This is a genomic window from Rhizobium sp. CCGE531, from assembly GCF_003627795.1.
Lineage (GTDB): Bacteria > Pseudomonadota > Alphaproteobacteria > Rhizobiales > Rhizobiaceae > Rhizobium.
In genome coordinates this window covers 3,641,616-3,654,183 of sequence record NZ_CP032684.1, presented here as the reverse complement: position 1 = coordinate 3,654,183, position 12,568 = coordinate 3,641,616, and the positions used below count along the sequence as shown (strand labels likewise).

13 protein-coding genes are annotated in these 12,568 nt (G+C 61.2%); 7 read left to right on the top strand and 6 right to left on the bottom strand.

What is annotated here, in order from left to right:
* Positions 1-67 precede the first annotated feature (67 nt).
* The gene (locus CCGE531_RS17805; RefSeq protein WP_120665696.1) at positions 68-2,131 is read left to right on the top strand and encodes a M3 family metallopeptidase; all 2,064 of its coding nucleotides are present in this window, start codon (positions 68-70) and stop codon (positions 2,129-2,131) included.
* 100 nt (positions 2,132-2,231) lie between these two features.
* Here CCGE531_RS17805 and CCGE531_RS17800 read toward each other — a convergent pair whose 3' ends face one another.
* Positions 2,232-2,696 carry a MarR family winged helix-turn-helix transcriptional regulator gene (locus CCGE531_RS17800; RefSeq protein ID WP_162943924.1) on the bottom strand — a complete coding sequence of 155 codons (465 nt, stop codon included), beginning with the start codon at positions 2,694-2,696 and terminating at the stop codon, positions 2,232-2,234.
* Positions 2,697-2,786: 90 nt separating this feature from the next.
* Between CCGE531_RS17800 and CCGE531_RS17795 the strand changes: the two genes are divergently transcribed.
* The 4 genes from CCGE531_RS17795 to ppa all read left to right on the top strand — a co-directional run bounded on the left by CCGE531_RS17795 (position 2,787) and on the right by ppa (position 6,985).
* The gene (locus tag CCGE531_RS17795) at positions 2,787-3,470 is read left to right on the top strand and encodes a glutathione S-transferase family protein (protein ID WP_120665691.1); all 684 of its coding nucleotides are present in this window, start codon (positions 2,787-2,789) and stop codon (positions 3,468-3,470) included.
* A gap of 237 nt (positions 3,471-3,707) precedes the next feature.
* Positions 3,708-5,534, top strand: a complete 1,827-nt coding sequence (gene typA / locus CCGE531_RS17790) for a translational GTPase TypA (RefSeq protein ID WP_120665689.1) — start codon at positions 3,708-3,710, stop codon at positions 5,532-5,534.
* 205 nt (positions 5,535-5,739) lie between these two features.
* On the top strand, positions 5,740-6,246 hold the full coding sequence (locus tag CCGE531_RS17785; RefSeq protein WP_112341386.1) for an N-acetyltransferase: 507 nt from the start codon (positions 5,740-5,742) through the stop codon (positions 6,244-6,246).
* Between the two features lie 202 nt (positions 6,247-6,448).
* Positions 6,449-6,985 (top strand): inorganic diphosphatase, encoded by a 537-nt coding sequence (gene ppa / locus CCGE531_RS17780; protein WP_120665686.1) that lies wholly within the window; start codon positions 6,449-6,451, stop codon positions 6,983-6,985.
* Here ppa and CCGE531_RS17775 read toward each other — a convergent pair whose 3' ends face one another.
* Complete coding sequence (locus tag CCGE531_RS17775; RefSeq protein ID WP_120665684.1) at positions 6,986-7,303, bottom strand: DUF167 domain-containing protein; 318 nt, start codon at positions 7,301-7,303, stop codon at positions 6,986-6,988.
* Positions 7,300-7,623, bottom strand: coding sequence for a YggT family protein (locus CCGE531_RS17770; protein WP_120665681.1), 324 nt, complete (start codon positions 7,621-7,623; stop codon positions 7,300-7,302). The genes CCGE531_RS17775 and CCGE531_RS17770 overlap by 4 nt, the downstream gene beginning before the upstream one ends.
* 112 nt (positions 7,624-7,735) lie before the next feature.
* Here CCGE531_RS17770 and CCGE531_RS17765 point away from each other — a divergent pair, with 112 nt between their 5' ends.
* Together CCGE531_RS17765 and CCGE531_RS17760 are read left to right on the top strand one after the other, a co-directional pair.
* The gene (locus CCGE531_RS17765) at positions 7,736-8,992 is read left to right on the top strand and encodes an MFS transporter (protein ID WP_120665679.1); all 1,257 of its coding nucleotides are present in this window, start codon (positions 7,736-7,738) and stop codon (positions 8,990-8,992) included.
* An 8-nt stretch (positions 8,993-9,000) separates the two neighbouring features.
* On the top strand, positions 9,001-9,615 hold the full coding sequence (locus CCGE531_RS17760; protein WP_120665676.1) for a poly-gamma-glutamate hydrolase family protein: 615 nt from the start codon (positions 9,001-9,003) through the stop codon (positions 9,613-9,615).
* Between the two features lie 13 nt (positions 9,616-9,628).
* Here CCGE531_RS17760 and CCGE531_RS17755 read toward each other — a convergent pair whose 3' ends face one another.
* From CCGE531_RS17755 to CCGE531_RS17745, 3 genes are all read right to left on the bottom strand, one after another.
* Entirely contained in the window at positions 9,629-10,354 is a 726-nt protein-coding gene (locus CCGE531_RS17755; RefSeq protein WP_120665674.1) for a glutamine amidotransferase, read from the bottom strand.
* A complete protein-coding gene (locus tag CCGE531_RS17750; RefSeq protein ID WP_120665671.1) occupies positions 10,347-10,832 on the bottom strand; it encodes a TerB family tellurite resistance protein in 486 nt (161 codons plus the stop codon). Before CCGE531_RS17750 ends, CCGE531_RS17755 begins: the two co-directional genes overlap by 8 nt.
* A 114-nt stretch (positions 10,833-10,946) precedes the next feature.
* Entirely contained in the window at positions 10,947-12,554 is a 1,608-nt protein-coding gene (locus tag CCGE531_RS17745) for a heme biosynthesis protein HemY (protein ID WP_120665669.1), read from the bottom strand.
* Positions 12,555-12,568 lie beyond the last annotated feature (14 nt).

The following is a 12,568-nucleotide window of genomic DNA, read 5'->3' as shown; positions in this document are numbered from 1 at the left end:
ATACCAATTCGGCGGGAGTAGCCTTATATCGTGCTTCGATCAGATGTCTGTCGAAAGGACGCCTCGCATGTCTTCCCTTACCGCCGTCAATCCTGCGCTCACCGAATGGACCGGACATCAGGGGCTGCCGCGTTTCGATGCGGTAAAGGATACGGATTTTGCCGCTGCCTTCGACGCGGCGATCACGTCGCACGAGTCGGAGATCGATGCGATCGCAGCGGACAGCGAGGCGCCGACCTTCGGCAATACCGTGACGGCGCTCGAAATCGCCGGCGACGCGCTGTCGCGCATCTCGGCGCTTTTCTGGAACAAGGCGGGCGCCCATACGAACGAGACCATCCAGGCGCTGGAGCGCGAGATAGCGCCGAAGATGGCGCGGCACTATTCGAAGATCGGCACGAATGCGGCGCTCTTTTCCCGCCTCGATGCGCTCTGGGAGGGTCGCGACGCCCTTGGACTGACGCTGGAGGAAACCCGCGTGCTGGAGCGGCATTGGAAGGGTTTCGTCAAGTCGGGCGCCAAGCTGCCGAAGGCCGAGCAGGAGCGGCTCTCGGCAATCAACGAGAAGCTCGCCGGCCTTGGCGCGCAGTTCGGCCAGAACGTGCTCGCGGATGAAAAGGACTGGGCGCTGCTTTTGTCGGAAGAGGCCGATCTTGCAGGCCTTCCCGACTATCTGCGGGATGCGATGGCGGCGGCTGCCCGCGAACGCGGCGACGAAGGCAAATATGCCGTCACGCTGTCGCGCTCGATCATCGAGCCGTTCTTGACGTCCTCCGAACGGCGCGACCTGCGCGAGCAGGCCTTCAACGCCTGGGTGGCGCGCGGCGCCAATGGCGGCAAGACCGACAACCGCGAAATCATCCGGGAGACGCTGGCGCTGCGGGCGGAGAAGGCGAAGCTGCTCGGTTATGCCAACTTTGCCGAACTCAAGCTCGACAACACCATGGCGAAGACGCCGGCAGCGGTGAACGATCTTCTGATGACCGTGTGGACGAAGGCGACCGCACGCGCGGGAGAAGAGGAAAGGGATATTGCCGGGCTCATCGCCGAGGAAGGCCGCAATCACGAGGTCATGCCCTGGGACTGGCGGCACTATGCCGAGAAGATCCGGACGCGGAAGTTTGATTTCTCCGAAACCGAACTGAAGCCCTATCTGCAGCTCGAAAAGATCATCGCTGCCTGCTTCGATGTTGCCGGCCGCCTCTTCGGCATCAAGGCCGTCGAGCAGAAGGGCATTCCCGCCTATCATCCGGACGTGCGCGTCTTCGAGATCCGCGACCGCTCCGACAAGCTCGTCGCCCTGTTCCTCGGCGATTACTTCGCCCGCAGCTCCAAGCGTTCCGGCGCCTGGATGAGTTCGTTCCAGTCGCAGCATAAGCTGCCGCTGAAGAACGGCCAGGTCGGCGAGCTGCCGATCATCTATAATGTCTGCAATTTCGCCAAGCCGGCGGAGGGCAAGCCGGCACTGTTGTCGCTCGACGACGCGCGCACGCTGTTCCACGAATTCGGGCATGCGCTGCACGGAATGCTCTCCAATGTCACCTATCCCTCGGTATCGGGCACCGGCGTTTCCCGCGATTTCGTCGAACTGCCGTCGCAGCTCTACGAGCACTGGCTGACGGTGCCTGCCATCCTCAAGGAATACGCCGTCCACTACGAGACCGGCGCGCCGATCCCACAAGCGCTGCTCGACAAGGTGCTGGCGGCCCGCACCTTCAATGCCGGCTTCAACACCGTCGAGTTCACCTCCTCGGCTCTGGTCGACATGGCCTTCCATACCCGCGGCGTGGTCGAGAATCCGATGACGGTGCAGGGGGAAGTGCTTGCCGAGATCGGCATGCCGAAATCGATCGTCATGCGCCATGCGACGCCGCACTTCCAACATGTGTTTTCCGGCGACGGCTATTCGGCGGGCTATTATTCCTACATGTGGTCGGAAGTGCTCGATGCCGATGCCTTCGCTGCTTTCGAGGAAACCGGCGATGCCTTCAATCCGGATATGGCTGCAAAACTGAAGGGCAACATCTATTCCGTCGGTGGCTCGATCGACCCGGAAGATGCCTATAAGGCCTTTCGCGGCAAGCTGCCTAGTGCGGATGCGATGCTGAAGAAGAAGGGGCTGGCGGCCTGATTCTCCACCTTCGGCCTGTCGCAAGGTCAGTCGCGGAAGGTCAACTTTCGCGACCGATTTGTGTGACCGTGCTTGGTTTGGAGCGATTTTGCATTGCGGATCAGGATTTGCGCGAAAGCGCAGCTAACAGCTCGGCCAGTTGACCGGCTTGGGCGTCGTCCAGCTTATCGCCGAGGTGGCGTTGGAGCGCCGAGGCATAAACGGTCCATATGCCGTTCCGCATCGCACTCCCCGCCTCGGTGATAACCACCCACCGGCCTCGTCCGTCCTCGGAAAATACCTCGCGGTGAACAAAGCCAGCCTTTTCCATCCGGTCGAGAAGGCGGGACAGGTTATGCTGGGCAAGCAGCGTGCGCTCCTCGATCTCATAGGGCCGCAATCTACCGTCCGTGGCCCGCGCCAGCTCCAGCAGCACGTCATACCAGCCAAGCGGCGGCAGGTCGGCCGCCTTCAAATCCTGCTCGATTGCCGCGAGAGTGATTTGCTGGGCACGCATGAGGTGCACCCATGCTCGCGTGATGGCAGGGGAGGGCTTTACGGGGGTGGCATCTGAATAATCGGACATTGATGCAATTACATCTATATTGACGACCGTGGCAAGTCCGGATATAGATGCAATTACATCTACATGAAATGTAGTCTAGGAGATTTGACCATGTCCGACGCAAAGCTGATCCTCGTCAGCCATTACCTTTGCCCCTACGTCCAGCGGGCGGCCATCACACTTGCCGAAAAGTCCGTGCCATTTGAGATCTGCTATGTCGATCTGTCGGCAAAGCCCGACTGGTTTCTTGCCATTTCTCCGCTCGGCAAGGTGCCCCTTCTGATCGTGCGGCAGGGCGACGGGTCAGAAACGGTATTGTTCGAAAGCGCAGTGATCTGCGAATATCTCGAGGAAACCCAGTCTGGCGCTCGGCTCCACCCAGCCGATCCGCTGGCACGTGCCCGCCATCGCGGCTGGATCGAGTTCGGCTCCTCGATCCTTTCGGACTTGTGGGGGTTCGAGACCGCGAAGGACGAGGGAGCCTATGAGGCCAAGCGCAAGGCGCTCATCGAGAAGTTCGGTCGCGTCGATGCCGAGCTGAGCGACGGGCCGTTTTTCGCCGGTAAGGCGTTCAGCCTGGTCGATGCGGTCTTCGCCGCCATCTTTCGTTATTTCGAAGTGTTCGATGCCATCACACCGACGGGAATATTCGATGCGCTGCCGCGTGTTATGGCATGGCGCGCGGAACTGGCTTTGCGGCAAAGCGTGCGGGATGCGGTGACGCAGGACTACCCCGATCGCCTCAAGGCCTTCCTGGTGAATCACGATGCATGGCTGCTGAAACGGGCTGCCTGACGGAGTCGCAAAAATCCCGGCTAAGGCGCTGCGTGCAGCTTATCTTGGCGGCATGGCGGAGCGGAGGCTTTGCTGTCGGCCAGCACGAGATTGATGTATTCCTGGGGCGCAAGGGCAAGCTTTCAGCCCCTTTCGCGCCTCCCCCCTTTCGCAATCGCGAAAAAAAGGCTATGAGCGCGCCAAATGCAATTGGCGTGTTTAGTAGACACTGCGCCCCAGCCTCAGAGATTAAGACATATGGCACTTCGCAACATCGCGATCATCGCGCACGTTGACCATGGGAAAACCACCCTCGTTGACGAGCTTCTGAAGCAGTCCGGTTCCTTCCGCGAGAACCAGCGCACCGTTGAGCGCATGATGGATTCGAACGATCTGGAAAAAGAGCGCGGCATCACCATCCTCGCCAAGGCGACTTCGGTCGTCTGGAAGGGCACGCGCATCAACATCGTCGACACGCCCGGCCACGCCGACTTCGGCGGTGAAGTCGAGCGTATCCTTTCGATGGTCGATGGCGCCATCGTGCTGGTCGATTCCTCGGAAGGCCCGATGCCGCAGACCAAGTTCGTCGTCGGCAAGGCGCTGAAGGTCGGCCTTCGCCCGATCGTCGCGATCAACAAGATCGACCGTCCGGACGCTCGCCACGAAGAAGTCATCAACGAAGTCTTCGATCTGTTCGCAGCGCTCGACGCCACCGACGAGCAGCTCGATTTTCCGATCCTTTACGGCTCGGGCCGCGCCGGCTGGATGAACTATTCACCGGAAGGCCCAGTTGAAGATGGCCTTGGCCCGCTTCTCGATCTCGTGCTGAAGCATGTGCCGGAGCCGAGTGTCGGCGAAGAAGACGGCGCATTCCGCATGATCGGCACGCTTCTCGAAGCCAACCCGTTCCTCGGCCGCCTCATTACTGGCCGCATTCATTCCGGTTCGATCAAGCCGAACCAGGCCGTCAAGGTTCTGGGCCAGGACGGCAAGCAGATCGAAACCGGCCGCATTTCCAAGATCCTCGCCTTCCGCGGCATCGAGCGCACGCCCATCGAGGAAGCCCATGCAGGCGATATCGTCGCCATCGCCGGCCTGTCCAAGGGCACGGTCGCCGACACGTTCTGCGATCCGTCCGTCACCGGTGCGCTGCACGCCCAGCCGATCGATCCGCCGACCGTCACCATGTCCTTTATCGTTAACGACAGCCCGCTGGCCGGCACCGAAGGCGACAAGGTTACCTCGCGCGTCATCCGCGACCGCCTGTTCAAGGAAGCCGAAGGCAACGTCGCGCTGAAGATCGAAGAAGCCGAAGGCAAGGACTCGTTCTACGTCTCCGGCCGTGGCGAATTGCAGCTCGCAGTCCTGATCGAAACCATGCGCCGCGAAGGCTTCGAGCTTGCCGTATCGCGTCCGCGCGTCGTCATGCACAAGGACGAAGCCACCGGCCAGATGCTGGAGCCGATCGAAGAAGTCGTCATCGACGTCGATGAAGAACATTCCGGTGTCGTCGTGCAGAAGATGTCCGAGCGCAAGGCCGAAATGGTCGAGCTTCGTCCGTCCGGCGGCAATCGCCTGCGCCTGAAATTCTTTGCGCCGACCCGCGGTCTCATCGGCTATCAGTCGGAACTGCTGACTGATACGCGCGGCACCGCCATCATGAACCGTCTGTTCCATGATTATCAGCCCTTCAAGGGCGCGATCGGCGGCCGCACCAACGGCGTCCTGCTCTCCAACGCCTCCGGCGAAGCCGTCGCCTACGCGATGTTCAACCTGGAAGACCGCGGTCCGATGATCATCGAACCGGGTGAAAAGGTCTATGCCGGCATGATCATCGGCATTCATTCCCGCGACAACGACCTCGAAGTCAACGTGCTCAAGGGCAAGCAGCTGACCAACATCCGCGCCGCCGGCAAGGATGAAGCCGTGAAGCTGACGCCGCCGATCCGCATGACGCTCGACCGCGCGCTTTCCTGGATCCAGGACGACGAGCTGATGGAAGTCACGCCGAAGTCTATTCGCCTGCGCAAGATGTACCTCGACCCGAACGAGCGTAAGCGCTTCGAAAAGGCACGTACCGCATAACGGCAAAGCCTGAACTTCTTCGAACCATCAGACCCCGGCCATTGTGCCGGGGTTTTATTTTGTGTGTTCGATTCCGGGCTCTTGCTGTATAGGTTAAAAAGTCGTTAATTTTTATTGATGATCCACGGATAAAGCCTGTGGGCAAGTCTGCCGTCTTTATGAATGAGGATGGTTAATTCGGGCTCGCAAGACCAGAGTAGACGTTATGAAGACGTTGTCGATTGATGTTCGGCGGGCAGAACCCCATGATGCCCGAGCCATTTCGGAGGTGCACCGCCAGTCGTGGCAGTACACCTATGCCGGCATCATTCCGCATCGCGCCCTCGGCCAGATGATCGAGCGCCGCGGCGAAAACTGGTGGCGCAAGGCGACCAGCGGTCCGGCAACGCTCTTGGTTCTGGACGTTGCCGGCGAGATCGCGGGCTATGCCACGCTCGGCCTCAACCGTGCCCGCGCGCTGCCGCAGGAGGGCGAAATCTACGAACTCTACCTGCGCCCGCAATATCAGGGGCTGGGCCTGGGGCGCATGCTGTTCGGCGAGGCGCGCCGGCTGTTGAAGTCTCTTGGCTGCAAGGGGTTGGTCGTCTGGTGCCTCGAGGAAAATGAAAATGCCTACCGCTTCTATCGCGGGCAGGGCGGCGCGGATTTCTGCGAGGGCATCGAAACCTTCGATCACAGGCAGCTGCGAAAGATCGGCTTCGTCTGGCCCTGAGCGGCACCTACAACGCCGTGCGTCATATATGACGCGCAAAAGGTCGCTGCAGAGCTTTAAATTTTCTGCATAATTTTATCGTTAGATCGATTCCGATTTAAGGAATTATGCAGTAAATCCGCCTGTTTCCCGATGCGTTGTTGCGTTGCGGGATGAATCCTATTATTTGGCTGGCGGCAACCATCCTTATTAGGGGACAAGTATGCGTATCGACGCGATTTCCATTGGCAAGAACCCGCCCGAAGACGTCAACGTCATCGTTGAAGTGCCGGTCGGCGGTCATCCGATCAAGTATGAAATGGACAAGGAGGCCGGCACGCTGGTCGTCGACCGTTTCCTCTACACGCCGATGACCTATCCGGGCAATTACGGCTTCGTTCCGCACACGCTCTCCGACGACGGCGACCCGATCGACGTTCTGATCGCCAACACCCGCCCGCTGGTGCCGGGCTGCGTCATCAATGTCCGCCCGATCGGCGTGCTGATGATGGAAGACAATTCCGGCAAGGACGAGAAGATCATCGCCGTTCCCTCGCCGAAGCTGACGATGCGCTATGACAAGGTCAAGGAATATACCGACCTGCCCGAGATCACGGTGAAGCAGATCGAGCATTTCTTCGAGCACTACAAGGATCTCGAGCCCGGCAAGTGGGTCAAGATCTTCGGCTGGAAGGGCTCGAAGGAAGCCGGCGAGCTCATTCTCGAAGCGATCGAACGCGCCAAGAACACCAAGGCCTGATCAGCGGCCTTCGGTTACGGCGCAAAGCCTTTCTATCAAATCCTCCGGTTCGCCCTCGATCCGGAGGATTTTTTTACGTGCGGTGTCGCCGCTGATCAGACTGAGCGATGATTTGGGGATGCCTAGCCTCTTGGCCAGCAGCGCGATGAGCGCCTTGTTGGCCTTGCCCTTTTCCGGCACGGCGGAGACGCGCGCCTTCAGATAGCTTTCGCCGTCGCTGCCGGTCTCCACCCCGTCGATCGCATCACGCCCACCGTTGGGCGTGAGCCGGATTGACAGTCGCAGGTGATCCGAAGACGCCTGCCAGGGCTCGTTCACCGCAGGAACAGCGGAACGATCGAATTCCACATCAGCGAGCGGATGAAGAAGATGAGGAGAAGCAGGATCACTGGCGAGATATCGATGCCGCCGAGATCGGGCAGGATGCGGCGGATCGGGCGCAATGCCGGCTCGGTGACCGCATAAAGGAAGCTACCGACGGAATTGACGAACTGATTGCTCGAATTGATAACGTTAAAAGCATGGAGCCAGGAAAAGATGGCGCTGGCGATCAGTACCCAGGTATAAAGATTCAAAGCCAGATCAATGGTTTGAAATAAGGCGAGCATGTTTGTCTCCATTTCGCGGTTGACAGACATGTAGACATTGGCGACTAAACGGGCAAGTCCCATGCTCCGAAGCATGTTGAATCATGTTTAAAAGGCCGGTGCGGGCGTTTGCGCTGGCCTTCGCGTCGGAAAGTCTCGTCCCATGTCGTTTGCCGCCAGCGGAGACCGGTTTGCCGCCTTCAGGCACATCGCCTATACCTATTTCTTCTTCGCGCGGTTTCTGACGGCCTTCGCCACCCAGATAGTCAGTGTTTCGGTCGGCTGGCAGATGTACGACCACACCGGCAACCCGATTTATCTCGGCCTGATCGGCCTTGTGCAGTTCCTTCCCTCCCTGCTCCTGATCCTTGTCACCGGCACTGTGGCTGACCGCTACAACAGGCGCAGGGTCGCCGCGATCTGCATCTTCGCCGGCATGCTTTGCACGGTAGCGCTGCTCTTCCTGACCGTCACCGGCACCTTTGCACCTCTGCCCGTCTTCATGATCCTCGCCGTCTTCGGCGTCGAGCGCGCCTTCATGACGCCGGCAATGCAGTCGCTCGCTCCCAATCTCATTCCGCCGCAGGATCTGTCGAATGCGGTGACATGGAATTCGATGTCCTGGGATGCGGCGGCCATTCTCGGTCCCGTCGCTGGCGGCCTGCTCTATGGCTTCAGCGCCGGCGCATCCTATACGGTCGCCGTGATCTTCCTGGCCGCCGGCTCGATCTTGACCTACCTCATCCCGAAGCCGCAGCAGCGTGCGGCGCATCAGTCGAAAAGCATGAACGAGATCCTTGCCGGGTTCCGCTTCATCTGGTCGGAAAAAGTGGTGCTTGGCGCAGTCTCGCTCGATCTCTTCGCAGTGCTGCTCGGCGGCGCCGTGGCGCTGATGCCGATCTATGCGCGTGATATCCTGACGCTCGGACCCTGGGGGCTCGGCCTCTTGCGCGCGGCGCCGAGCTTCGGCGCGATCGCCATGGGCCTGTTTCTGGCGACCTATCCCATCCGGCATCGCGCCGGCCTCTATATGTTTGCCGGCGTCGCCATGTTCGGTGTGGGCACGCTGGTCTTCGGCATCTCGCATACGCCATGGCTGTCGATAACAGCTCTTGCCGTCATGGGCGCGTCCGATCTGATCTCCGTCTATGTGCGCGAAACGCTGATCACGCTCTGGACGCCCGATCATGTCCGTGGCCGCGTCAATGCCGTCAACATGGTCTTCGTGGGCGCATCGAACGAGCTCGGCGAATTCCGCGCCGGCACCATGGCGCACTATTTCGGCGCGATCCCCGCCGTCGTCATCGGCGGCATCGGCACGCTTGCGGTTGCCGTCCTCTGGGCTACAGGCTTCCCGCAGCTTCGCCAGATCGATAGTCTCAATGCCCCCGACCGCGAGCGCGAGCCGCAGCCGGTTTGAGGAGCGCTATGACAAGGCAGCCGGATCGATATGGTTCGTTTTCGGCGCTTTGCGAGCATGAGACTGAGGGCATCGACTATCGCATCCGCATCGAGGATCGATCGTCGAATGTCGCTATCATCACTCCGCATGGCGGCTTCATAGAGCCCGCCACGTCGGACGTCGCGCTGGCGATCGCGCGCGATCGCTTTTCCCTCTATTGTTTCGAAGGGCTCGACCCGGCGAGGCTCCATCACGAGCTGCACATCACCTCCGACAACTTCGACGAGCCGGTGGCCAACAGCCTGGTGGCCAAATCATCGGTCGTCGTCGCCATTCATGGCCGGACGGATCGGGACGATCCGGAGACGAGCTGGATCGGCGGCCTCGGCCTCTCGTTGCGCGACCGGATTGTGGAGGCCTTATGCCGGAATGGTTTTGCGGCGGCCGTAAGAGCAAGAGGGGAGGCACTCGCCGGAACGTCCGTCGGCAATATCTGCAATCGCGGCAAGCGTCATGCCGGCGTGCAGATCGAGATCCCGAGAGGCGTGAGGGACGCTCTCATGGCGGATACGGAAAAGCTGGAACGGTATGCAAGGGCGGTTCGCCACGCGATCGATCAATTCGATCATACACCTGATTGAGGCGTCGAGCGTGTCAGGCGGCCATCGCCTGTTTGCCCTCGAAGACGAGGTCAAGGAATTCCGATAGCCAGGCCTTGAGCGCGGCATCGAAGATCATGCGGCCTTCCAGATGCTCGCGGCCCTGCTGGGCGTTCGGCATGCAGAAGCGATGTTCGCCATGCACGACCCAGCGCTGCATCATGGCGCGGGTAAGCTCGGCATGGAATTGCAGGCCCCAGGCATTGGCGCCGTAGCGATAGGCTTGGTTGGGATAGGTCTCCGCCGTTGCCAGCAGGTCGGCGCCGTGCGGCAGCTCGAAGCCTTCGCGATGGAAATGATAGACCATCTGCGGCCAGCGCATCAGCAGCCGGCCCTTTTCGGTCGGCTGCAATGCATACCAGCCGATCTCCGTCTTGCCGTCGTCGCGGCCCTTCACCTTGGCGCCGAGATGGCGGGCGAGCAGCTGCGCCCCGAGGCAGATGCCGAGATAGGGGCGGTTTTCCTTGAGGGGGATCTTCAGCCAGTCGGTCTCGGTCTTGATGAACTCGTCCGGGTCGTTGGCGCTCATCGGGCCACCGAAGACCACGGCGCCGGCGTGGGCCGCGAGCGTCGAAGGCAGGGGATCGCCAAGGACCGGGCGGCGGATATCGAGATCATAGCCTTTTTGCAGCAGCATCTGGCCCACGCGGCCGGGGCTGGAGCGCTCCTGATGCAGGACGATCAGTATCGGGCGGCCCGCGCTCTTCGGCGCTTCAATCATCATTGCCTGTCTCTACCCTGGAACCGGGTGCGCGTGAGGCTGCTTCCTGTCGCTTCATGATGCGTTCGCGGTCGGAAATGCCCATCAGGTCGGCGATGCGCCAGATCGCATGGTCTTCCATCTCGCTGCGCTCGCCATCGGCATAGACGATATCCCAGAGTATGCCGAGCAGTTCCAGCCGTTGGGCGCCGTCGAGATGGCGCTTCAGGTCCGAGGTAAAGCGATAATAATCGACGGCCTCGCTTTCGGCTTCCTGGCCGGCGGCGATCAGCGCTTCGAGCTGGCGGCCGTCGAGACCATATTGGTCCTTCAGGAGCTTGCGCAGCCTTTTCTTCTCGCTGTTCTCGATCTTGCCGTCCGCCTCCATGACCTGGATGCACAGCGCCGCCACCGCAACGCGCGGGTCGTCGGGTGCAAAGCCGGATCTGGGGTTGTCCTGGGTCAGGTTATGAAGGAATTCCTGAAAGCGTTCGAACATGCGTTTCCGTTCTCAAAACAAGCCGAGCAAGGTGCTTGGGTCACCATGCTCCATCTTTTTGTCTTCACGCAATTCCGGACGCAAAACCGCTGCGCACTTTTGCTGGAATTGCTCCTAAAATAACTTGAGCCGTGTCTTGGGTTCCGGTTCAAGTTTGTGATCCTTGACGCCCGGATCGTCCGGCGCGCCGCCGAAGAAAGGCCGGGGTTCCGCATCCTGCTGCGTCGGCTGCGGTTCTGCTCCGGGTGCGCTCGATGCGGGCTTCGCCACGGCGGGCTCCAATTCCATGACATAAGTATCGTGCGCCGGCGATGCAACTTTCGGTGAACTTGGCTTCTCCGCCACGGTTGCGGAGGCGGCCTCGCGTACCGGCGGGAGCGACTTCAGTGCCGCATCGACCGAAACGGTTGAGCCCTCTTCCACCGGGCCTTCGATCTGGCCGAAGGGCGCCTTCCACTCGAAAGCATCGAGACGGCCCGTGACCGGCGACAATGGCAGCCACTTTTCCGATACGAAACCGTCGGCAACCCAGGCCGGATCGCGCGGCGCGCGCAACGCCTGCGCCATCCAGTGCCGGATACGGCCCTGATCGCCGGTTTCGGCTTCCTCGATGTCGGCGAGGAGCAGGAAGGCGCCTTCGCGCGTATCGATCCGCGCGGCGGCTTCGGCCTTGGCGCGGGCCTTGCCGAAATCGCCAGCGTCCATCGCCGCCTTCGCCGTCAACAGCAGCGCTTCGACATTGTTCGGGCGAATGGCTTCCAGCCGTTCGGCGCGCTTCAGGCGGTCGAGGACGGAATCGCCGCTGCGGGCACGCACATAGGCCCTGCCGATCTCGGGATGCGGATGCGCCTTCCAGACCTGCTCGAGGGTGGAGGCGGCCTTGCGCACCTTGTCTTCGCGGAAGAGCGCCTTGGCCGCGATCAGTGCCGCGGGCACGAAATCGTCCACGAGCTTCAGCGCCGCCAGCGCATCGTCGCGAGCGCCGGCGGGATCACTCTCCAGCCTGTCGTTGGCGCGTGCCGTCAGGAGCACGGCGCGTTGCCGGTTGGCCGTGGCCTTGTCGACGACATGGGCAGCCTTCTGCTGGTCCAGCAGCTTGACGGCATCGTCCCAGCGGCCGGCCTGGCTGCGATATTCCAGCGTCGCCTGCGCCGCCCAAGGCAGGTAGGGCGCCTGGTCGGCCGCCTTCTCGGCATATTGCCGCGCCGCCTCATGCGCGCCGAGGCGCTTGGCTTCGAGATAAAGACCGCGCAATCCGAGCTCGCGCGTTTCGGGGTCATTGGCCATCAGCTCGAATTTCTGGCGGGCTTCGTCATGCTTGCCTTCGATCAAGGCCGCCTGCGCTTCAAGCAGGTTGATGAGCGGCTCCTGATCGGCACGAATGAGGCCGCGGGTGCGCGCCGCCATCTTGCGGGCCAGCAGCGAATTGCCGGCGCCGGCGGCGATCAGGCCGGTGGACAATGCCTGATAGCCGCGATCCCGCTTGCGGGCGCGGAAATAGCGGGTGACCGAGTGAGGCGAGGTCCAGATCAGCCGCACGAACCACCAAAGGATCATGACGGCCGCGACGAGCGCAATCAGGATTGCGGCGGCGACGATCAGTTTGGTCTGGTAAAGCTGGCCTCCCCACACCAGCGACAGATCGCCGGGACGATCCGCCAGCCAGGAAAAACCATAGCCGAGAGCCAGGACGAGAATGGCGAAGATAAGCAGTCTGATCATTGCCGCGCTCCGTC